The 21,666-nt window shown below is 63.4% G+C and carries 17 protein-coding genes; all 17 read right to left on the reverse strand.

From position 1 onward, the window contains the following. Positions 1–4 precede the first annotated feature (4 nt). The gene (locus tag H582_RS25805) at positions 5–988 is read right to left on the reverse strand and encodes a polysaccharide deacetylase family protein (RefSeq protein ID WP_043110851.1); all 984 of its coding nucleotides are present in this window, start codon (positions 986–988) and stop codon (positions 5–7) included. Between the two features lie 176 nt (positions 989–1,164). After that, positions 1,165–3,264, reverse strand: coding sequence for a polyribonucleotide nucleotidyltransferase (pnp, locus tag H582_RS0103410; RefSeq protein WP_028597386.1), 2,100 nt, complete (start codon positions 3,262–3,264; stop codon positions 1,165–1,167). A 196-nt stretch (positions 3,265–3,460) separates the two neighbouring features. Then, a complete protein-coding gene (gene rpsO, locus H582_RS0103415) occupies positions 3,461–3,730 on the reverse strand; it encodes a 30S ribosomal protein S15 (protein WP_028597387.1) in 270 nt (89 codons plus the stop codon). A gap of 166 nt (positions 3,731–3,896) precedes the next feature. Continuing rightward, positions 3,897–4,847 (reverse strand): bifunctional riboflavin kinase/FAD synthetase, encoded by a 951-nt coding sequence (locus H582_RS0103420; protein ID WP_028597388.1) that lies wholly within the window; start codon positions 4,845–4,847, stop codon positions 3,897–3,899. A gap of 30 nt (positions 4,848–4,877) precedes the next feature. Next, positions 4,878–5,795: a tRNA pseudouridine(55) synthase TruB gene (gene truB / locus H582_RS0103425; RefSeq protein ID WP_028597389.1), complete on the reverse strand. Its 918-nt coding sequence runs from the start codon at positions 5,793–5,795 to the stop codon at positions 4,878–4,880. Further along, a complete protein-coding gene (locus tag H582_RS0103430) occupies positions 5,792–6,775 on the reverse strand; it encodes a DHH family phosphoesterase (RefSeq protein ID WP_084136535.1) in 984 nt (327 codons plus the stop codon). The genes truB and H582_RS0103430 overlap by 4 nt, the downstream gene beginning before the upstream one ends. Further along, positions 6,772–7,128 (reverse strand): 30S ribosome-binding factor RbfA, encoded by a 357-nt coding sequence (gene rbfA, locus H582_RS0103435; RefSeq protein WP_028597391.1) that lies wholly within the window; start codon positions 7,126–7,128, stop codon positions 6,772–6,774. Before rbfA ends, H582_RS0103430 begins: the two co-directional genes overlap by 4 nt. A gap of 16 nt (positions 7,129–7,144) precedes the next feature. Then, positions 7,145–9,964: a translation initiation factor IF-2 gene (infB, locus tag H582_RS0103440; protein WP_028597392.1), complete on the reverse strand. Its 2,820-nt coding sequence runs from the start codon at positions 9,962–9,964 to the stop codon at positions 7,145–7,147. Next, a complete protein-coding gene (locus tag H582_RS0103445) occupies positions 9,957–10,283 on the reverse strand; it encodes a L7Ae/L30e/S12e/Gadd45 family ribosomal protein (protein ID WP_373864109.1) in 327 nt (108 codons plus the stop codon). Before H582_RS0103445 ends, infB begins: the two co-directional genes overlap by 8 nt. Then, entirely contained in the window at positions 10,273–10,590 is a 318-nt protein-coding gene (rnpM, locus tag H582_RS0103450) for an RNase P modulator RnpM (RefSeq protein ID WP_028597394.1), read from the reverse strand. The genes H582_RS0103445 and rnpM overlap by 11 nt, the downstream gene beginning before the upstream one ends. Positions 10,591–10,612: 22 nt before the next feature. Then, the gene (nusA, locus tag H582_RS0103455) at positions 10,613–11,710 is read right to left on the reverse strand and encodes a transcription termination factor NusA (protein WP_028597395.1); all 1,098 of its coding nucleotides are present in this window, start codon (positions 11,708–11,710) and stop codon (positions 10,613–10,615) included. A 26-nt stretch (positions 11,711–11,736) separates the two neighbouring features. Next, entirely contained in the window at positions 11,737–12,198 is a 462-nt protein-coding gene (rimP, locus tag H582_RS0103460; RefSeq protein WP_028597396.1) for a ribosome maturation factor RimP, read from the reverse strand. A gap of 178 nt (positions 12,199–12,376) precedes the next feature. Then, positions 12,377–16,681, reverse strand: coding sequence for a PolC-type DNA polymerase III (locus tag H582_RS0103465; protein ID WP_028597397.1), 4,305 nt, complete (start codon positions 16,679–16,681; stop codon positions 12,377–12,379). Between the two features lie 167 nt (positions 16,682–16,848). Next, positions 16,849–18,297 (reverse strand): proline--tRNA ligase, encoded by a 1,449-nt coding sequence (proS, locus tag H582_RS0103470; RefSeq protein ID WP_028597398.1) that lies wholly within the window; start codon positions 18,295–18,297, stop codon positions 16,849–16,851. A 21-nt stretch (positions 18,298–18,318) separates the two neighbouring features. Further along, positions 18,319–19,593, reverse strand: a complete 1,275-nt coding sequence (gene rseP / locus H582_RS0103475) for an RIP metalloprotease RseP (RefSeq protein ID WP_028597399.1) — start codon at positions 19,591–19,593, stop codon at positions 18,319–18,321. 78 nt (positions 19,594–19,671) lie between these two features. Continuing rightward, complete coding sequence (locus tag H582_RS0103480; protein WP_028597400.1) at positions 19,672–20,811, reverse strand: 1-deoxy-D-xylulose-5-phosphate reductoisomerase; 1,140 nt, start codon at positions 20,809–20,811, stop codon at positions 19,672–19,674. 52 nt (positions 20,812–20,863) lie between these two features. Continuing rightward, positions 20,864–21,658 carry a phosphatidate cytidylyltransferase gene (locus tag H582_RS0103485; protein ID WP_028597401.1) on the reverse strand — a complete coding sequence of 265 codons (795 nt, stop codon included), beginning with the start codon at positions 21,656–21,658 and terminating at the stop codon, positions 20,864–20,866. Positions 21,659–21,666 lie beyond the last annotated feature (8 nt).

A 21,666-nucleotide genomic window follows, 5' to 3' on the forward strand; every position in this document is an offset into this window, starting at 1 on the left:
AAAATCAGCGGCCGCTCTCAACCGCGCCGTCCAGCCGCTCCTCGGAAAGCGTCTCGCTCACCGGGACGAGGCTCAGCCCTTTTTGCTTGGCCGAATCGATGATGCCCTGAAGCGCGCGGCTCGACGCATAGGTCGGATGCATCAGCACCAGCGAGCCCGGCTTCAGGCCGCGGGATATTTTGGCGAGCACCGCATGCGGCTGCGGCTTCATCCAATCGACCGTGTCGAGCGTCCACAGCACCGTCGTCATGCCCTGCTCCCGCGCGGCCTTCACCGTGAGCGCGTTGAAGCTGCCTGACGGAGGCGCGAAATAAAGGCTTTTCACGCCGAGCGTCTGCTCGATCAGCGAGCTCGTGCGCTCGATCTGGCTTCGCTGCTGCGCCGGGCCGAGCCGGCTCATGTCGGGATGGGTGTAGGCATGGTTGCCGATCTCATGGCCGCCCTCCTTGATCTTGAGCGCCAGCTCCGGGTATCGCTTCAGCCAGCTGCCGTCCAGGAAAAACGTCGCCTTCACCTCGTTGCGCCGCAGCGTCTCGAGCATCGGCTCCAAATATTCGTTGCCCCAGGCCACATTGATCATGAGCGAGGCGGCAGGCTTGGCCGGATTGCCCTTGTAGACCGGCTCCAGCGGAAAGTCCGCCAGCCTTTTGGCCGGCGCGACCGGCTTGTAGCGGAACGTCAATCCATCCTCCGGCCGCTGCAGCGTCGCCCGGTAGGACGCCTCCACGTCGACCTCCCGGCCCTCGTAGCCTGGAATGGCGCGGAACCAGCGGTCGACCGACGCGTCGACCGGCGGCACGTAGCGGCTCGCCGCCTCCTCCCGGATCTGATCCAGCAGCGAGCGGTCCGCGTCCCTCGCCGCCATCGCCGCGCGCAGCTCGCCGTCTCCCAGCGAGCGGACATACGTTCCGGCCGGGCTCCAGGCCGCAGCCGCGAGCACCAGCACGGCCCCGCATGCGGCCGACGCGCACCATGCACGGAGATTCATCTGCCTCACCCTCCACCTGTTCTCCCCCCAATGTATGAGGAGATCAAGGCGATTATGCGGCTTGGCCCATTTCTCCGGGACAGGTCCGGATTCGGCGGCGGGACGCGGCGGCGCCAAGGCAATAAAAAAGAATCAGAGGCGACGCTCTGATTCTTGGTTCGTGCTGCTCGGCGGCTCTAGGAGCCGGCTGGCGTCTCAGCGGTGAGGACCGCTTTGCGGGACAGATTGATGCGTCCCTGTCCGTCGATCTCGGTCACCTTGACGGTAATGACGTCGCCGATGCTGACCGCGTCCTCGGTCTTCGCGACGCGCTCGGTCGACAGCTGCGAGATGTGGACGAGGCCGTCCTTGTTCGGCAGGATCTCGACGAACGCGCCGAACTTCTCGATGCGCTTGACCGTGCCGGTGTAGATCTCGCCGACGACGACTTCCTTGACGATGCCCTCGATGATCGAGCGCGCGCGCTTGTTCATCTCTTCGTTGGACGAAGCGATGTACACCATGCCGTCCTGCTCGATGTCGATCTTGACGCCGGTCTCTTCGATGATCTTGTTGATGATCTTGCCGCCGGCGCCGATGACGTCGCGGATCTTGTCCGGGTTGATGCGGAGCGTCATGATCTTCGGCGCGTACTGCGACAGGCTCGCGCGCGGCTTGTCCATGACCTCGTTCATCTTGCCGAGGATATGCATCCGGCCGACGCGCGCCTGCTCGAGCGCCTGCGTCAGGATGCTGCGGTCGATGCCGTCGATCTTGATGTCCATCTGGATCGCGGTGACGCCTTCCGCCGTGCCGGCTACTTTAAAGTCCATGTCGCCGAGATGGTCTTCCATCCCCTGGATGTCCGACAGGATGGAGAAATGGTCTCCGTCCTTGATGAGGCCCATCGCCACGCCGGCTACCGGAGCCTTGATCGGCACGCCGGCATCCATCATCGCCAGCGAGCTGGCGCAGATGCTTGCCTGGGACGTGGAGCCGTTGGACTCCAGCACCTCGGAGACGAGGCGGATCGTGTACGGGAAGTCCGCTTCGGACGGCAGCACCTTGGAGAGCGCGCGCTCTCCGAGAGCGCCGTGGCCGATCTCGCGGCGGCCCGGAGCGCGCAGCGGACGGGCTTCGCCGACGCTGAACGGAGGGAAATTGTAATGGTGCATGAACCGCTTGGTCGTTTCCGGGCTGATTCCGTCGAGAATCTGCACATCGCCGAGAGCGCCGAGGGTGCAGATGCTGAGCGCTTGCGTCTGGCCGCGCGTGAACAGGCCCGTGCCGTGCGTGCGAGGCAGCAGGTTGACATCGCATTCGATCGGACGGATCTCGTCCAGTCCGCGTCCGTCCGGACGGATCTTGTCATGCGTGATCAGGCGGCGCACTTCTTCCTTGACGATGTCGTACAGCGTTTCCTTCACGTCGCCCATGCGCTCCGGCTGGTCGGCGTACAGCTCCTCGAAATGCGCCACCGTCTCGCGGTTGATGGCGTCGATCGCTTCCTGGCGAGCATGCTTCTCCTCGATCCGGATCGCTTCCACGAGGCGAGCGGACGCGAAGCCGCGCACCTCGGCGCTCGTCTCGGCGTCGACGGCATGGAGCACGACGTCCATCTTCGGCTTGCCGCTCAGAGCGGTCAGCTCGTCGATCGTCGCGCAGATCTTCTTGATTTCGTCATGGCCGAACATGATCGCTTCGAGCATGACTTCCTCGGACACCTCGTTCGCCTCGGCCTCGACCATCATGATCGCGTCGCGGGTTCCGGATACGACGACATGGATGTCGCTCTTCTCTTCCTGCTCGACGGTCGGGTTGATGACGAACTCGCCGTCCACGCGGCCGACGATGACGCCGCCGATCGGGCCGTTGAACGGAACGTCGGACACGCTCAGCGCGGCGCCCGTGCCGATCATCGCCGCGATTTCCGGTGGGCAGTCCTGATCGACGCTCATGACGAGGTTGAGCACCTGCACGTCGTTGCGGAAGCCTTCCGGGAACAGCGGGCGGATCGGACGGTCCGTCAGGCGGCTCGACAGGATCGCCTTTTCGCTCGGGCGTCCCTCGCGCTTGATGAAGCCGCCCGGGATTTTGCCGACGGCATAAAGACGCTCTTCGTAGTTGACCGTCAACGGGAAGAAGTCCAGATCCTTCGGACCCGAGGACGCGGTCACCGTGCAGAGAATGACGGTATCGCCGTAGCGCACCGTAACCGCCGCGTTGGCCTGCTTCGCCAGGCGTCCGGTCTCGAGTACGAGCTCGCGGCCGCCGAGTGTCATTTGAACCTGGTGCATGATATCCCTCCTATTTGTTGAATCCATTCGACAGGCAGCTTCCGAATCCTCTGCCCTCCAGCTGCGCGAGCGGCAGGGAACGAATTATGTATGGGTGCAGGTAAGGTTTCCTTCATGATAAAAAGCAACCCGGCTGCGCCTCGTCCGGAATCCCGGACAGCTTGCAAACCAGGTTGCTTCTTTTACAGCGGCATTCCTAGCGGCGAAGGCCAAGCTTCTCGATCAGAGCGCTGTAACGGCGTACATCGTTGTTTTTCAGGTAAGCCAGCAGCTTGCGGCGCTGACCGACCATTTTCAGAAGACCGCGGCGCGAGTGGTGATCCTTCTTGTGCGTCCGCAGGTGGTCTGTCAGGTTGACGATGTTCTGAGTCAGGATAGCGACCTGAACCTCGGGGGAACCCGTGTCAGTTGCATGCGTCTTGTGCTCTTCGATGAGCTCTTGCTTGCGTTCTTGCGTAAGTGCCATCCATGTTCACCTCCAAATTCGTTATCGTTGCCTAAGTCGCCGTCAGCCTCGCCGCCGCCGGTGAGAGCGGCCGGCCAAGCCGGGGCCAGCGTATCCAGAGGAAGCCTCTTGGACAACATGACACAGTATAGCATCAACGGAGCCTAAAGTAAACCGGAATGCTCCGTCAGCCCCGAAGCAGCTCGGCGGACCGGTCCCGGTCCTTGCCCAGCTGCTCCACGAGCTCCGCCACGCCGGAGAACTTGCGCTCGGGCCGCAGGAAATGAAGGAACTCGATGCGCACGCGCAGGCCGTACAGATCCCCCTCGAAGTCCAGCAGATGGGCTTCGAGGACAGGCACGATGCTCTCCTTGTTGAAGGTCGGCTTCATGCCGTGGTTCAGCACGGCGGGCAGCGTTTCCGCCGGATGGCCGTCCCGCTCCGGCAAATGGACGCGGACCGCGTAGACGCCGAGGCGCGGCACGACATAAGCGGCGTCCTGCAGGACATTCGCGGTCGGAAAGCCGATCGTGCGCCCCCTCGCGTCTCCGTGGACGACGACGCCGCTCACGGCGTACGGGCGGCCGAGCAGCTCGGCGGCCAGCTCGACCTGCCCGTTTTCCAGCGCTTCGCGCACATAGGTGCTGCTCACCTTTTGCCCGTCGCGGCTGTAGGCCGGCATGATCTCGACTCCGAAGCGGCCCGCTCCGAGCTCGCCGAGGCTGGTCGCGCTGCCTTCGCCGAAATGGCCGAAGCGGAAGTCGAAGCCGACGACCGCATGGCGGACGCCGAGACGCAGCAGCACCTCGTCGACGAATACGCGCGGACTGATTTCGGCGAAGGCGGGCTCGAAGCGCATGACGTATGCCGCATCGACGCCGGCCTGCCGGAACAGCTCGAGCTTGTCCTCCAGCGGCGTCAGGCTGGCGGCATAGCCGCTGCCTCGCCCGAGCACCTCGCGAGGATGGGGATCGAACGTCATGACGGCCGCTCGGATGCCGGCGGCGGAAGCATGGGCTACGGCCCGCTCGATGACCGAGAGATGGCCGAGATGCACGCCGTCGAAATGGCCGATCGCAAGCGCGCAAGGCTCATGGACCGCGACCTCCAGCGGATAGCTTACAACATGGATCTCCATTTGCTCTCCCACCTGCATTTCTCTTTAGGTTCAGACCTCTTCCGGACGGGCGAACACCTTGACCGCCTTCAGCATGCCGTCCTCCGGCTCCGCTTCGAACAGGCCGGCGAACAGGCCGCTATGGCTGTAGAGCCGGATCATGCCGCCGGCTGGAGCCGTCCCGTCCAGCCAGTCGAGCGGAATCCGCCGGCCCTGCAGCGCCTGGCGCACGGCGGGAGTGGCCGCCGTGAGGGCGGGGATATGCGAGAGCGTGCGGTCGGCCGCCAGCAGCGGGCTGCCTTCCGCTCCATCCCGCTGCAGCGCCTCCAGCTGCTCCAGCGTGACGCAGTCCTCGCGGCGGAAGCCCGCGGACTCGGTCCGCGTCAGCTCCGCCATCGCCGCGGGCACGCCCAGCTTCTCGCCGATGTCGACGCAGAGCGTGCGGATATAGGTGCCTTTGGAGCAGAGCACGCGGAACCGGATGCGGGGATGGTCGAGGCTCAGGTCCGCCTCCAGCAGCTCCAGCTCGTGGATCGTCGCCTGGCGAGGCTTGCGCTCGACCGTCTTGCCCTCGCGGGCCAGCTCGTACAGCCGCTTGCCGTCGACCTTGACGGCGGAGTACATGGGCGGCAGCTGCCAGATGTCCCCGACGAACGAGAGGAGCGTCTCCAGGAGACGCTCCTCTCCGATTTCGACCGAATCGACCTGCGCGATCGTCTCGCCGGTCAGATCCTGCGTATCGGTCGCCACGCCGAATTGCAGCACCGCCTCGTATTCCTTGGGCAGCTCCTGCAAGTACTCGACGAAGCGCGTCGCCGGTCCGATGCAAAGCGGCAGCACGCCGGTCACCATCGGATCGAGGGTGCCGGCATGGCCGATGCGCTTCGTGCGAAGCAGCCGGCGGCATTTGGCTACGACGTCATGGGACGTCCAGCCGGCCGGCTTCCAGATCGGGAGGATTCCATTCATCTCGGCTCCAGCGCCTCCCCGATGGCGGACAGAAGCGCCTCGATCTGAACGTCGTCCTCGAGACGGCAGCCGGCCGCGCGGATATGGCCGCCGCCGCCGAACGCCGAGGCGATCGCGGCGACGTCGAGCGTTCCGCCGGAGCGGAGGCTCGCCTTGACGCTGCCGTCGCGCAAGCCCTTCAACAGGACGCCTGCCTCCACGCCTTCGACGTTGCGGGCGTAGTTCACGAGCCCTTCGAGATCCTCGGGCGCGGCGCCGATCTCCGCCATGTCCTCCGGCGTGATGAGCATCGAGCAGACCCGGTCGTCGAACCGGAACTCCATCCGGTTGAGGCCCAGACGCAGCAGCTTGAGCTGCGGCAGCGTCATCGTCTCCAGCAGCCGATCCGCGATGCGGTAGCCGTCCGCGCCCGCCTCAAGCAGCCGCGCAGCGGTCTGCATGACGCGGGTATCGGTGTTGGAATAACGGAAGCCGCCCGTGTCGGTCAGCAAGCCCGTGTACAGCAGCTCCGCCGCGGCCGCATCGAGCGCATGGCCGGATGCCGCGATCAGCTCGAACAGGATCTGCGCCGTCGCCGCCGCCTCCGGCACGATCAGATTGCAGACGCCGTAGGCGTCGTTCGTCGGATGATGGTCGATATTGAGCAGCTCGGCGCCTTCCGCGAACCGCTCGGACAGCTGGCCGATCCGCTTGAAATCGGCGCAGTCGACCGCTACGATCCGCTTGAAGCGGAGGTCGGGAGCGAGCGAGTCCAGGCTCAGGATCCGCTCGCTGCCGCTCAAAAAGCGAAGGCGATCCGGCACCGGATCCTGGTTCGCCAGCACGACGCGCTTGCCGAGCCGGTCTAGCAGCCAGGCGGCGGCGAGCGTCGAGCTGATCGCATCCCCGTCAGGCTGAACATGGGAGACGACTAAATAGTCGTCTCCCTCGTTCAGAAAACTCATTGCGGCTTCGAAGTCGCGGTGCATGCCGCCGCTCATTCGCCGCCGTTCTCCCGGTTGATCTTCGTCAGAAGCGATTCGATCCGGCTGCCGTACTCGATGCTGCCGTCGAACTTGAACAGCAGCTCCGGCGTATGGCGAAGGCGGATCCGCTTGCCGAGCTCGGAGCGGATGAAGCCGGTTCCCCGCGCCAGAGCCTTGAGCGTCTCTTCCTTCTGATCGTCGTTCCCGAGCACGCTCAAGTAGACGCGCGCCTGGGACATATCGTTCGTGACGTCCACTCCGGTTACCGTAATGAAGCCGATGCGGGGATCTTTGAGCTCGGTCTGGATGATCTGGCTGAGCTCCTTCTTGATCTGCTCCCCGACGCGGCCGACACGGATTTTAGCCATGATGGACCACCTCTTCTTAGCGTTCTACCTTTTCCTGGACGAAGCCTTCGATGATGTCGCCTTCCTGGATGTCGTTGAACTTCTCCAGCGTGATGCCGCACTCGTAGCCTTGCGACACTTCCTTGACGTCATCCTTGAAGCGCTTGAGCGTATCGATCTTGCCTTGATGCACGACGATGCCGCCTCGAATGACGCGGGCTTCGGCCGAGCGCGAGATCTTGCCGTCCGTGATCATGCAGCCGGCGATCGTGCCGACCTTGCTGACCTTGAACAGGTTGCGCACTTCGGCATGGCCGGTGACGACTTCCTTGAAGATCGGGTCGAGCATGCCCTTCATCGCCTGCTCGATCTCCTCGATGACGTTGTAGATGATGTTGTGCAGGCGTACGTCGACCTTCTCCTGCTCGGCCGCTACCGCCGCCTGGGATTCCGGACGGACGTTGAAGCCGATGACGATCGCGTTGGAAGCCGAAGCAAGCGCGATGTCGGATTCGGTGATGGCGCCTACGCCGTTGTGGATCGACTTGACGCGCACGCCTTCGACCTCGATCTTCTCGAGGGAGCCGCGCAGCGCTTCGAGAGAGCCCTGCACGTCGGCCTTGATGATGACGTTGAGGTCCTTGATCTCGCCTTCCTTGATGTGCTTGTAGAGATCGTCCAGCGTGACGCGGGAGTTCGCGCCCATCTCGGACTGGCGCTGCTTGATCGAGCGGCGCTCGGAGATCGCGCGGGCTTTGCGCTCGTCCTCGAACACCATGAACGGATCGCCGGCTTGAGGCACTTCCGTCAAGCCTGTGATCTCGACTGGAGTCGACGGATCGGCTTCCTTGAGACGGCGTCCCTTGTCGTTGATCATCGCGCGTACGCGGCCGAACGTATTGCCGGCGACGAACGCATCGCCGATCTTGAGCGTGCCGTGCTGCACGAGCACGCGGGCGACCGGACCTTTGCCCTTGTCGAGCTCGGCCTCGAGCACGGTGCCGCGAGCGCGCTTGTTCGGATTCGCTTTATAGTCGTTGACCTCGGCCACGAGCAGGATCATTTCGAGCAGCTCCTCGAGGTTGGTGCGCTGCTTGGCGGAGACGTTCACGAAGATCGTATCGCCGCCCCACTCTTCCGGCACGAGCTCATATTTGGTCAGCTCTTGCTTGATCGTATCCGGGTTGGCATCCGGCTTGTCGATCTTGTTGACCGCCACGATGATCGGCACCTTGGCCGCCTTGGCGTGGTTGATCGCTTCGACCGTCTGCGGCATGACGCCGTCGTCGGCCGCCACCACGATGATCGTGATGTCCGTCACCTCGGCGCCGCGAGCGCGCATCATCGTGAACGCTTCGTGGCCCGGGGTATCGAGGAACGTGATCTTCTTCTGGTTGATCTCGACCTGGTACGCGCCGATATGCTGGGTGATGCCGCCGGCCTCGCCGCTCGTCACGTTGGTGGAGCGGATGGCGTCAAGCAGCGTCGTCTTGCCATGGTCGACGTGGCCCATGATCGTGACGACCGGAGCGCGGGACACGAGGCTCTCCTCTTCGTCCTTCTCCTCGACCGTCTCGAAATCGTCCTCTTCGACCGGAATCTTGACTTCGACTTCCTCGACCTTGAACTCGGAGGCGACCAGCTGGATCGTCTCGATGTCGAGCTCCTGGTTGATCGTCGCCATGACGCCGAGGAAGATCAGCTTCTTGATGACCTCGGAAGCGTCCTTGTGGAGCAGCTTCGCGAGCTCGCCGACGGTCATGCTGCCGCGGACGATGATCTTTTTCGGCGTGTTGTCGATCTTGTCCCGCTGCGGCTGGCTGCTCTTGCCGCCGCGGCCGTTTTTGCCGCGGCTGCGGAAGTTTCCGCCGCGATCGTCGAAGCGGCCGCCTTGGCCGCCCGGCTTGCCGCCGCCGCGGCGGTTGCCGCCTTGGCCGCCCGGTCCGCCGCTGCGTCCCGCGCCGCCGCCCGTGCCGCTGCGGCTGAAGTCGCGCTGGCCGCCGCCCGCCGGCTTGTTGTCGCCGAACGTACGCGGAGCAGGAGCCGTGCTGCGGCTCTCGCCGCGGGAAGCCGTGCCTGCGCCTGCGGCTTGGCCGGCTGGCCGGCTGCCGCCGTAGCCGCCGCCTTGACCTGCCGGACGGCCTGGGCCGCCGCCCTGGCCGCCTGGACGATTGCCGCCGTAGCCGCCGCCTTGGCCTGCCGGACGGCCTTGGCCGCCGCCTTGGCCGCCGGGACGATTGCCGCCGTAGCCGCCGCCTTGACCTGCCGGACGGCCTTGACCGCCGCCTTGGCCTGCCGGGCGTCCTTGACCGCCGCCCTGTCCTGCCGGACGGCCTTGACCGCCGCCTTGGCCTGCCGGACGACCTTGGCCGCCGCCTTGGCCTTGCGGACGGCCTTGGCCGCCGCCTTGGCCTGCCGGACGTCCTTGGCCGCCGCCTTGTCCGCCGCGGCTTCCGCCTTGGGAAGTACGCTGAGTGCCGTTGCTGCTTGAGTTGTTCGATGTCGTATTCATAGTCACCTGTCGATCCTGTTGGTTTGGTTGTTGGGTTTGCTCTTGACGTGGAATAGTATGCACTCCTTGTTGCTCCGGCCGCTTTTCGGTCTGACGGGCGGAGGACGTGCCGGCCTGCTGGCCGCCCTGCGCCCGCTTCGCCGCGGCGTTCGCTTTGATGTCGCGGAAGAATCCTTCCACCTTGCTGACCATGCCGCTCTCCATGACGCTCATGTGGTTGTTGACCGGCGTATCCAGCCGCTTAAGAATCGTGATGATTTCCTTGCTGCTCATGTTAAGGGACTTCGCGTATTCATACACGCGAAGCTTCTCTTTGCCTTCTTTACCGTCTTGTGGTTTAGTCAATATTCTCCACCTCCGTATTCTGGCTCAAATGACCCCGAATCATGTCGGCAAATCCCCGATCCGTTATGGCGACGACCACCCTCTCTTCCTTGCCGAGGGCATGCCCGAGCGTCTCGCGGGAAAAAGCTTCGGCCATAAATACGCCGTAGGACGAGCATTTGTCACGGTATTTCTTGCGGGTGTTGCCCGAAGCGTCGGCAGCCACAAGCACGAGCGCCGCCTTTCCCTGGCGCACGGTCCGCAGCACCGTATCGTCGCCGGTCACGACTTTGCCGGCGCGCATCGCCATGCCCAGGCTGGAGAGAGCCTTATTCGCCATCCTCGTCATCCTCCTGCGCCTTGGCGGCGAGGAACTGCTCCTCGACGGAGATGAACTCGCGCTCCAGCTGGTCATAGATTTCCGGCGGCACCGCCTGCTTGAGCGCGCGGTCGAGCGCCTTGCTCTTCTTGGCGAGGCGGAAGTTCTCCGCCGTGCCCTTCAAATAGGCGCCGCGGCCGGATTTCTTGCCGGTCAGGTCGATGCTGATCTGGCCGTCCGGCGTGCGGACGACCCGAATCAGCTCTTTTTTCGGAAGCATCTCCTGGCTTGCGACGCATCGGCGCAGAGGGATCTTTCTCGGTCTCATCGGCGAATTCCCTCCTTCCCGCTCAGTCGATCGTGACGGAGTCCTGGTGCATCGCGGCGCCTTGGGTCCGCTCGCGGCCGAACTCCTGCTCCGCCTGCGTCTCGCTCTTGATGTCGATCTTCCAGCCGGTCAGCTTCGCCGCGAGGCGCGCGTTCTGGCCTTTGATGCCGATCGCCAGCGACAGCTGGTAGTCCGGCACGATGACGCGGGCCATCTTCTCCTGCTCGAAGACGATGACCTCCAGCACCTTGGACGGACTGAGCGCGTTGGCGACGTACTCCTCGACGCTGTCCGACCAGCGCACGATGTCGATCTTCTCCCCTTTGAGCTCGGAGACGATCGTCTGCACGCGCATGCCCTTCTGGCCGACGCAAGAGCCGACGGGATCGACCTCGTCGTTGCGGGAGTGGACCGCGATCTTGGAGCGGAAGCCGGCCTCGCGCGCGACCGAGCGGATCTCGACGACGCCGTCGTAGATCTCCGGCACCTCGAGCTCGAACAGGCGCTTCAGCAGCCCCGGATGCGTACGCGATAGGATGATCTGCGGACCTTTTGTCGTGTTCTCCACCTTGGTGATGAACGACTTGACGCGATCGCCGTGCTTGAACTTGTCGGTCGGCATCAGCTCGGTCAGCGGCAGCACCGCCTCCACCTTGCCGAGATCGACGAACAAGTGGCGCGTATCTTGGCGCTGCACGATTCCGTTGACGATATCTTCTTCTTTATCGATATAAGCGTTATAAATCAGGCCGCGCTCGGCTTCGCGGATGCGCTGCGTAACGACCTGCTTGGCCGTCTGGGCGGCGATCCGTCCGAAGTCGCGGGGCGTAACCTCGATCTCGGCCACGTCGTCGAGCTGATAATGCGGATTGATTTCGCGCGAAGCCTCGACGCTGATTTCCAGGCGCGGATCGAGCACTTCTTCCACGACGTTCTTGCGCGCATAGACCTTGATCACGCCGGTATGGCGGTTGATGTCCACGCGCACGTTCTGAGCGGTGTTGAAGTTGCGCTTGTAGCTGGAGATGAGCGCCGCTTCGATCGCTTCCAGAAGCACGTCCTTGGCGATTCCCTTCTCGCGCTCGATCTCGTTCAGCGCTTCAATAAAATCCATACTCATGAAACTGTCAATCCCCCTTTCGCGAATTAGAAAACGATAGCCAGCCGGGCGCTGGCCACCTTGGCATATGGAATCGAGTAGCTCTTGCGTCCGACCTGGACGGAGACGGTCTCTCCGTCGAAGGCGAGCAGCGGACCCTCGAATTCTTTCAATCCGTCGACCGGCTCGTACGTCGTGACGCACACCTGCTTGCCGACCGCCTTGCTGATATCCTCAGGCTTCTTGAGCGGACGCTCCGCTCCCGGAGAAGAGACCTCCAGAAAATAAGCGTCTGTGACGGGATCGTTCTCGTCCAGGCGCTCGCTCAGGTATTCGCTGATTCGGCCGCATTCGTCGATGTCGATTCCGCCGTCCTTGTCGACGAATACGCGGAGGAACCAATGGCTGCCTTCCTTGACATAGTCAATGTCGACAAGCTCGAAGCCGTTTTCGGTAAGAAAGGGCGTGATCATCTCTTCGACGACCGCCTTGATTCGGGATGTGCTCAACTCCGATAGACCCCCTGATCCAAACGTAAAAAGTAGTGGACAAAACGTGAAGAGTGGGTTTCCCCACTCTTCAGAAAGTACATCTATCCTCATGATTACCAAAAAAATTATACCATAACCCCAGATGACTGACAAGAATTGTTTTCCTCTAAAGCGATGGAGACAACCGGCGCCAGCGCTAGAAAAGCGACAGCTGGTTGGACTCCGGAAGGCCGCGGAAGCAGCCCATTCCGCCCAGCACCTCGACGATCGTCTTGGTCGCCTTGGAGCGCTGCTGGAAGTCTTCGACCGAGAGGAACTCTCCGCCGTCGCGAGAGGCGGCGATGTTGCGCGCGGCATTTTCGCCGATGCCGGCGATCGCCGCGAACGGCGGAATGAGGCTGTCGCCTTCGATCGTCCAGCGCGTCGCCTCCGAGCGGTACAGGTCGATCGGCTTGAACGAGAAGCCGCGCGCCGTCATTTCGAGCGCCATCTCCAGGATGGAGATCGACGCCTTCTCCTTCGGCGAGGCGGCGAAGGCCTTCTGCTCGATTTCCACGAGCCGCTTCAAGATCGCGTCGTAGCCTTGGCAGAGCAGCTCCAGGTCGAAGTCCTCCGCCCGCACGGTGAAGTAGGTCGCATAGTAGGCGATCGGATGGTAGAGCTTGAAGAACGCGGTGCGCACGGCCGAGATGACGTAGGCGGCGGCATGGGCTTTCGGGAACATGTACTCGATGCGGAGGCAGGAGTCGATGTACCACTGAGGCACCTTGCAGCGCTTCATCTCCTCGATCCATTCCGGCGTAAGTCCCTTGCCCTTCCGCACGCTCTCGGTGATCTTGAACGCGAGGCCCGCGTCCATGCCGGCCTTGTAGATCAGATAAAGCATGATCTCGTCGCGGCAGCCGATGACGGTCTTGATCGTGCAGGTGCCTTTTTTAATGAGCTCCTGCGCGTTGCCGAGCCAGACGCCCGTTCCGTGCGACAGCCCCGATATTTGCAGCAGGTCGGCGAACGAGCTCGGCTGCGTCTCCTCGAGCATCTGGCGGACGAACTTCGTGCCCATCTCCGGCACGCCGTACGTCGCGACGCTCGAGCGGATCTGCTGCGGCGTCACGCCGAGCGCCGTCGTCGAATTGAAGAGGCTCATCACCTTCGGATCGTTCATCGGGATCGTCGTCGGGTCGATGCCGGTCAGATCCTGGAGCATGCGCATCATCGTCGGATCGTCGTGGCCGAGAATGTCGAGCTTGAGCAGGTTGGCGTCGAAGGCGTGGTAGTCGAAGTGGGTCGTCATCCAATCCGCGCTCGTATCGTCGGCCGGATACTGCACCGGCGTGATGTCCTCGACTTCGATGTAGTCGGGCACGACGACGATGCCGCCGGGATGCTGGCCCGTGCTCCGCTTGACGCCGGTGCAGCCCGATGCGAGGCGGCTGAGCTCCGCTCCCCGCCATTTGCGCCCCTTCTCTTCTTCATATTTCTTGGCGAAGCCGAACGCCGTCTTTTCCGCGACCGTGCCGATCGTGCCCGCACGGAACACCGCCTTCTCGCCGAACAGCACCTTCGTATAGTTATGGGCGATCGGCTGGTATTCGCCCGAGAAGTTGAGGTCGATATCGGGAACCTTGTCGCCCTTGAAGCCGAGGAACGTCTCGAACGGGATGTCCTGGCCTTCGCCGCGCATCATCGCTCCGCACTTGGGACAGGCCTTGTCCGGCAGGTTGAAGCCCGAGGAGACGCTGCCGTCGAGAATCCAGTCGCTGTGGCAGCAGCCGTCCGTCTTGCACAAATAATGCGGCGGCAGCGGATTGACCTCGGAAATGCCGAGGAAGGTCGCCACGACGGAGCTGCCGACCGAGCCGCGGGATCCGACCAGGTAGCCGTCCTCGTTGGATTTCTTGACGAGACGCTCCGAGATGAGATAGTTCGCCGAGAAGCCGTACTTGATGATCGGCACGAGCTCCTTCTCCAGCCGGTCGATGACGACCTGCGGCAGCTCCTCGCCGTACATGCGCCGAGCCGTCGCGTAGCAGGTGTCGCGGATCTCGTCGTCGGCCCCCTCGATGATCGGCGTATACAGCTTGTCCGGGAACATCTCGTACGTCTCGAAGCGCTCGGCGAGCTCCACCGTATTCGTCACGACGACGCGATAGGCGAGCTCTTCGCCGAGGAAGCGGAATTCCTGGAGCATCTCGTCCGTCGTGCGGAAATGCGCGTCCGGCTTGCGCTGGTCCTTGAGCGGGCTGAAGCCGGTAATGCCCATGATCGTGATCTCGCGGTACATCTTGTCGCGCGGATGCAGGTAATGCACGTTGCCGGTGGCGATGACCGGCTTGCCGAGCTTGTCGCCGATGCGGCAGATCTTGCGCATCGCCTCCTCGATCTCGGCGCGGCTGCCGACGAGTCCCTTGTCGACGAGATGCATGTAGAAGTCGACCGGCTGGATTTCCAGCACGTCGTAGAATTCGGCGACATCTTCCGCTTCTTCGACCGTCTTGTTGAGCACAGCCTCGAAAAACTCGCCCTTCTCGCAGCCGGAGATGACGAGCAGCCCTTCCCGCATCTCCTTGAGCTTGCTCTTGGGAATGCAGGCGACCCGCTTGAAATGCTTCGTATGCGAGAGCGAGATCAGCTTGAACAGGTTCTTCTTGCCGACCGCGTTCAGCGCGTAGATGTTGCAGTGGAACGGCCGCGAGTTGGACAGGTCCATGCCGACATAATCGTTGAGCTGATGCAGCCCCGTAATGCTGCGCTCGGCCGCGTCGCCGATCAGGCCGTACAGCACGCCGGCGAGCGCCACCGAGTCGTCGACGGCGCGGTGATGGCTTTCGAGCGAGACCTTGTATTTGTCCGACAGCGTGTTCAGCCGGTGGTTCTTCATCGTCGGGTGAAGGAAGCGCGCCAGCTCCAGCGTATCGAGCACCGGATTGGACAGCTCCGGGATGCCGATCTCCTTGCAGGCCGCCTGGATGAAGCCCATGTCGAAGCGGGCGTTGTGCGCGACGAGCACGCTGTCGCCTACGAACTCGGCGAATTCCTTGAGTTTTGGAGCGAGCTCCGGCGCGCCGCGCACCATGTCGTCCGTAATGTTCGTCAGCTGCTGGATGTGGTACGGAATCTTTTCGTGCGGATCGATGAACGTGGCGAAGCGGCCGATCTCATGCCCGTCCTTGTATTTGACGCCGGCGAGCTCGATGATTTTGCAGGCCGTGATCGAAAGTCCCGTCGTCTCGATGTCGAACACGACATACGTCGCATCCTTGAGCGATTCCTCGCGCGGATTCAGCACCATCGGCACGGCGTCGTTGACGACGTTCGCCTCGACGCCGAACAGCACCTTCACGCCGTTCTTCTTGCCGTGCTTGAACGCGTCGGGAAAACATTGCACGTTGCCGTGGTCGGTGACGGCGATCGCGCCGTGGCCCCATTTGGCGGCAGTCTTGATATACGCGTCGACCGGCGTGACGGCGTCCATCGTGCTCATCGTCGTGTGCAGATGAAACTCGACCCGCTTGACCTCCGCCGTATCGGTCCGCTCCTTGGGCGGCAGCACCTCGTGCAGGTCGTTCGGCATCATGACCAGCTCCGGCTCCTGCATGAACCGGTCGTATTCGACGCGGCCGCGAGCCTTGATCCACTTGCCGTTGGCCAGCTTGGACAGCACCTTGACGTCTTCCTTCGTCTTGGCGAACATCTTCATCGCCATCGAGTCGGTGAAGTCGGTGACGTTGAACGTGAACAGCGTGCTGCCGTTGCGCAGCTCCTTGACGTCGAGCCCGAACACCGTGCCTTGCACGGCGATCTTCTTTTCTTCCTCGACGATGTTCATCATCGGCACCGGCTCGTCGCGGATGTCGTAGCCGACCGCGAGCTTGACGTCGCCGTCCTCCGGCTCCGGCACCGCCTCGGAGGCGACGCTCGTCATGATCTGCTGCACCTGCTCGCTGTTTTCCTGGACGACGCGCTTCTCGAACTGCTCGTACAGCTCGCGCGAGCTTTCGCCTGCGGCGAGCTTCACCCGCAGCGTGCGGCGGAAGCGCTCTTCGTAGAAGGCTACGATCGCCTCGTCGATCTTCTTGCGCTTCGCCAGCTCGAGACCGGCCCGGTCCATCAGCATGATCTGCAGCACGCCGCCGCTTGCCGAAGGCGCGGCCTTGGCCAGCCAGCCGTTGACCGACGCCATTTCCCGCTGCGCCCACTCGACGAACAGCGGCCAATATTCCAGAGCCAGCTCGTCCGTGGAGATCGAATCATCATAAGTAAAGCAAAAGGTGACGTCCGCCAGATGGCTGAACTTCTGCTTGATCGTCTGGCAGAACACCTTGTAATAGTCCCGTTTCACGAGCAGACTTTTGGCGATGCAGAACGTCCACTCGCGGTTGCTCGGGCTGACCAGCACCTTCTCGATATGGCCATCCTGAAAATGGGCTCCGATCAGGTCCGGCGCCAGCTCCGCCTGCTTCATCAACAGCTCGAAGCGCTGTCGCTTTGCCTCGCTCATATGTTCCCTCCCTGCTTGAAGACCGTCCGATTCCAGCAATCAGACTCTATTATACCGTCGAAAAATGGAGAAAGACATAGAAAGTTGCCGCCCTCGCCGCGGCAGCCGCTCTCCAAAAAAACAAAGCCAAGCCCCTGGCGGGACTTGGCCTTGAACAAGCCTGGATATCAGTACGCCCGGGCGAATACGACCGTATGGGCGGCTTTCTCGCCGCAGCACAGGCAGGACGCCTTGCGTTCGGAAGGCTCGAACGGAATGTTCCGGCTCGTCGCGCCCGTCTCTTCCTTGACCTGCTTCTCGCACGCCTCGGAGCCGCACCAGCCGGCCGTGACGAAGCCGCGCTTCTGCTCGAACAGCGCCTTCATCTCGTCAAGCGTATCAACCGCGAACGTGTTCTCCGTGCGGAAAGCGGCCGCCTTCTCGTACATCTCGCGATGCACCTGCTCCAGCATGCTCTCGATCTCGGCGAGCAGGTCGCTCTGGTTAACGATGCGCTTTTCGCCGCTGACGCGGGAGACGAGCACGCAGACGCCGTTGTCCATGTCGCGAGGGCCGAGCTCGAGACGGATCGGCACGCCGCGCATCTCGTACTCGTTGAACTTCCAGCCCGGGCTGACGTCCGAGCGGTCGTCGACGCGCACGCGCACGCCGGCCTGCTTGAGCTGGCCGAACAGCTCGTCCACCCGCGCGAGCACCGCGTCGCGGGTTTTCGGCGGTCCGATCGGAATCATGATGACCTGCGTCGGGGCGATCTTCGGCGGCAGCACGAGGCCGCGGTCGTCGCCGTGCACCATGATGAGCGAGCCGATCAAGCGCGTGCTGACGCCCCAGGACGTCGTATGCGCGAACTGCAGCTGGTTCTCGCGATCGAGATACTTGATGTCGAACGCGACCGCGAACTTGCTGCCAAGGTAATGCGAGGTCCCCGCCTGCACGGCGCGCCCGTCCTTCATCATCGCTTCGATCGAATAGGTGTCGACGGCGCCTGCGAACCGCTCGGACGGCGTCTTCTCGCCGCTGATGACCGGAATCGCGAGATAATCCTCGACGAAGCTGCGGTACACCTCGAGCATGCGCATCGTCTCCTCGCGCGCCTCCGTCTCGGTCTCATGCGCCGTATGTCCCTCCTGCCAGAGGAACTCGCTCGTGCGCAGAAACGGCAGCGTGCGCTTCTCCCAGCGGACGACGTTCGCCCACTGGTTGATGAGCACCGGCAGGTCGCGGTACGACTGGATCCATTTGCTGTACATATGGCCGATCATCGTCTCGGACGTCGGACGGATCGCCAGCCGCTCCTCAAGCGGCTCGCCACCGGCCTCGGTCACCCACGGCAGCTCGGGGTTGAAGCCCTCGACATGCTCCTTCTCCTTTTGGAAGAAGCTCTCGGGGATGAACAGCGGGAAGTAGGCGTTGCGGTGGCCGGTCGCCTTGAAGCGGCGGTCCAGCTCTTCCTTGATATGCTCCCAGATCTCATAGCCCTCGGGACGGAACACGATGCAGCCGCGCACCGGCGAGTAATCCATGAGCTCGGCTTTTTTGATGACGTCGATATACCAGCGCGAGAAATCCTCCGCTTGAGGCGTTATTTCCGTTACGAACTGCTTTTCCTTCGACATGGCTGAACCGCCAGCTCCCCTCTACCCTTTGACAAGTCGCAATATATCGTTGTAGGTCACGGCCAGCATCAGCAGCATGAGCATCATGAAGCCGATGACGTGGACCATGCTCTCCCGCGCCGGATCGATCGGCCGTCCGCGCAGCGCCTCGATACCGATGAACACGAGGCGGCTGCCGTCAAGCGCCGGGATCGGCAGCAGGTTGAAGATGCCAAGATACAGACTGAGCAGCGCCGCCCAGCTCGTCAGCTGCGTCAGGCCCTGGCGGGCGATCTGGCCCGTCACCTCGGCCGTGCGCACCGGACCGCCGAGGTCGTCCAGCTTGAAGTCGCCGGTGATCAGCTTGCCGAAGCCCTGGAAGATGCTTACCGTCATGTCCTTCATGAGCGTGAACGTGCCGGTGATCGTCTCGCTGAACGTGGCCGCCCGGCGCGGATAGCCGGCCGTGATGCCGACCTTGCCCATCTTGGTGTCGGCGTCGAGCTTGGGCGTCATCGTGAACGTCATCGTCTCGCCGCCCCGCTCGACGACGATGTCGAGCGGCTTGCCGGCCGACTCGCCGATCACCTGGATCATGCGGTCGTAGTCCGCTTGGATGTCCTCGCCGGCGACCGTCTGGATGACGTCGCCTTTGTGCAGGCCGGCCTGCTCCGCCGGCATGCCGCCGACGATGCTGTTGATGACCAGATGCCGCGGGTTGTCGACGGCGACGCCGGCCATCTGGATGTACGCGGCGAACAGCACGATCGCGAGGATGAAGTTCATGAACGGTCCGGCGGCGATCGCGAGCGCCCGCTGGCCGACCGTCTTGCTGCCGAACTGCCGGTCCAGCGGAGCGATCTGCGTCTCCCTGCCCTTGGCGATCATGAGCGCTTCGGGATGCACCTCGTAGCGCTCGGAGTCGCCCTCGACGAGCAGCTGCACGAACAGCCGGCGCTCCAGGTCGATCGCCTCGACCTCGCCGCGGACGACGCCGCTGCGCTCATCCAGCTTGTCGAGGTAGAGGCGCGTCGCCTGGCCGTTCTTGACGCGGATCGCGATCGTCTGGCCCGCCTGGATCTCGACGAGCTCCGGATCCTCTCCCGCCATGCGGACGAATCCGCCTGCCGGCACGAGCCGAAGCGTGAAGCGGGTCTCGCCCCGCTTGATCGAGAACAGCTTCGGGCCGAAGCCGATGGCGAACTCGCGGACGAGGATGCCGGCGCGCTTCGCAAAAAAATAATGTCCCCATTCGTGAATGGTGACAATGACGAAAAACACGAGAACGGTCATGAAGATGACCTGCAATGTACCCATCGATGTCGGTGCCTCCTGTCGCTTTAGGCCTGTACCTTAGATTATCATTATTCTCCAGCCTGGCACAAGAGAACCGACTTAGAGGGAGGCGGCCAGCCGGCGGGCCCACTGGTCCGCCTCGGCGATCGTTCCGAGATCGGGATCGGATGCAGGAACATGCTTCTCCATCGCTTGCTGCAGGATGGCCTCGATCGCGAGGAATTCGATCTCTCCGCGCAGAAAGCGCTCGACCGCGACCTCGTTGGCCGCGTTGAAGACGGTCGTCGCCGTCCCTCCGATGCGGCCGCACTCGTAGGCGAGCGCGAGGCAGCGGTAGCGGTCGAAGTCCATCTCCCGGAACGTAAGCTTGCCCAGCTCGGCCAGGCTCAGCCGTTCCGTCGGCGACGGATGCCGCTCGGGATGCGACAGCGCGTACTGGATCGGCACGCGCATGTCCGGCAGTCCGAGCTGCGCGATGACGCTGCGGTCGTTGAACTCCACATAGGAGTGGATGATGCTCTCGGGATGGATGAGCACGCCGATGTCGTCATAGCCGAGGCCGAACAGCCAGCGGGCTTCGATGACCTCCAGTCCCTTGTTGACCATCGTCGCGGAGTCGATCGTGATCTTGGCTCCCATCGACCAGTTCGGGTGGCTGAGCGCCTCCTGCACGGTGACGCCGCGCAGCTGGTCGCGCGTGCGGTCGCGGAACGATCCGCCCGAAGCCGTCAGCGTGATGCCCCGCACATCCTCGCGCCGCTCGCCGTTCAGGCACTGGAAGATCGCCGAATGCTCGCTGTCCACCGGCAAAATCGAAACGCCCCTGCGCCGAGCCGCCTCCATGACGAGATGGCCGGCCGTCACGAGCGTCTCCTTGTTGGCGAGCGCGATGTCGCGGCCCGCTTCGATCGCGGCCAGCGTCGCCGGCAGGCCGCGGCTGCCGACGAGCGCGGTGACGACCGTATCGGCGTCGCCGCCGCCGGCAAGCTCGACCAGCCCCTGCTCGCCCTGCAGCACCTCGATCTCCTGCGGCAGCGCCGCGCGCGCGGCGCGAGCCGCCTCCTCGGTCGCCAGGCAGACCCGCTTCGGCCGGAAGCGGAGCGCCTGCTCGATCAGCAGCGCGGAGTTGGCTCCCGCCGCCAGGCCGTCGAGCGCATAGCGCTCCGGATGGTGCGCGACAATGTCCAGCGTCTGCGTGCCGATCGAGCCGGTCGATCCGAGCACCGTAATTTTTTTCACTGCGATCGACTCCTTGTCTTGCAGTATGTACCGGCCCGGAGCGGGACCGTTCCTAGAGCGGGAGCAGTCCCGTCAGCACGAGCAGCGGAAAAACGACGATCCAGCTGTCGCAGCGGTCGAGCACTCCGCCGTGGCCGGGCAGCAGCTTGCCGCTGTCCTTGACGCCGCGATGGCGCTTGTACGCCGACTGGATCAGATCGCCGAACTGTCCGGCGACCGCCGCGACGGCGCCGATCGCGACCGCGCGGCCAAAGCCGATCGTCTCCGGAGCTGCGAGCTGGAAGGCGATCGCAGCGGCGATCGCGCAGGCGATGCCGCCGAGCGAGCCTTCGATCGTCTTGTTCGGGCTGATCGCCGGCCACAGCTTGCGCTTGCCGATCGCCTTGCCGATGAAGTAGGCTCCGATATCCGAAGCCCAGATGGCGGCGAAGCTAAGGAAGCTCAGGTACAGGCCATGCGGCTCGATGCCTCTGACATCGCCCATGGCGGCGAAGCCGAAGCCGACATAAACGGCCCCCAGCAGCAGCAGCGCGGCTCCATCGACCGCGATCCGGTTTTTGGTGACGACCGTCACCGACAAGAGCAGAAGCAGCAGCAGCCATATCGCTGCGCTGTCCGACGGAACGTCGAGGCCCATCTCTTCCCATGGGAGCATAAAAAAAAGCACCCCGGCGAAGCCGAGCAGCCCAGCCGGGTGGAAAGGAGAAATGCCGTTCAGGCGCGCGAATTCAAAAAAGCCGATCAGGGCGAGCAGCAGCAGCAGCAGCTCGTATGGCGTCCCGCCGATGACGAGCAGCAGCAAGAAGAGAGCGCCTGCCCCGAGGCCGGTTAGGATCCGTTGTTTCATCGCTATTT

Origin of the sequence: Paenibacillus pasadenensis DSM 19293 (genome assembly GCF_000422485.1) — a bacterium.
GTDB classification, from domain to species: Bacteria; Bacillota; Bacilli; order Paenibacillales; family Paenibacillaceae; genus Paenibacillus_O; species Paenibacillus_O pasadenensis.

Excerpts from the sequence above, each read along its gene's own strand:
- H582_RS25805 (WP_043110851.1), bottom strand. The coding sequence starts at position 988 with ATGAATCTCCGTGCATGGTGCGCGTCGGCCGCATGCGGGGCCGTGCTG.
- pnp (WP_028597386.1), bottom strand. The coding sequence starts at position 3,264 with ATGCACCAGGTTCAAATGACACTCGGCGGCCGCGAGCTCGTACTCGAG.
- rpsO (WP_028597387.1), bottom strand. The coding sequence starts at position 3,730 with ATGGCACTTACGCAAGAACGCAAGCAAGAGCTCATCGAAGAGCACAAG.
- H582_RS0103420 (WP_028597388.1), bottom strand. The coding sequence starts at position 4,847 with ATGGAGATCCATGTTGTAAGCTATCCGCTGGAGGTCGCGGTCCATGAG.
- truB (WP_028597389.1), bottom strand. The coding sequence starts at position 5,795 with ATGAATGGAATCCTCCCGATCTGGAAGCCGGCCGGCTGGACGTCCCAT.
- H582_RS0103430 (WP_084136535.1), bottom strand. The coding sequence starts at position 6,775 with ATGAGCGGCGGCATGCACCGCGACTTCGAAGCCGCAATGAGTTTTCTG.
- rbfA (WP_028597391.1), bottom strand. The coding sequence starts at position 7,128 with ATGGCTAAAATCCGTGTCGGCCGCGTCGGGGAGCAGATCAAGAAGGAG.
- H582_RS0103445 (WP_373864109.1), bottom strand. The coding sequence starts at position 10,283 with ATGGCGAATAAGGCTCTCTCCAGCCTGGGCATGGCGATGCGCGCCGGC.
- rnpM (WP_028597394.1), bottom strand. The coding sequence starts at position 10,590 with ATGAGACCGAGAAAGATCCCTCTGCGCCGATGCGTCGCAAGCCAGGAG.
- nusA (WP_028597395.1), bottom strand. The coding sequence starts at position 11,710 with ATGAGTATGGATTTTATTGAAGCGCTGAACGAGATCGAGCGCGAGAAG.
- H582_RS0103465 (WP_028597397.1), bottom strand. The coding sequence starts at position 16,681 with ATGAGCGAGGCAAAGCGACAGCGCTTCGAGCTGTTGATGAAGCAGGCG.
- proS (WP_028597398.1), bottom strand. The coding sequence starts at position 18,297 with ATGTCGAAGGAAAAGCAGTTCGTAACGGAAATAACGCCTCAAGCGGAG.
- rseP (WP_028597399.1), bottom strand. The coding sequence starts at position 19,593 with ATGGGTACATTGCAGGTCATCTTCATGACCGTTCTCGTGTTTTTCGTC.
- H582_RS0103485 (WP_028597401.1), bottom strand. The coding sequence starts at position 21,658 with ATGAAACAACGGATCCTAACCGGCCTCGGGGCAGGCGCTCTCTTCTTG.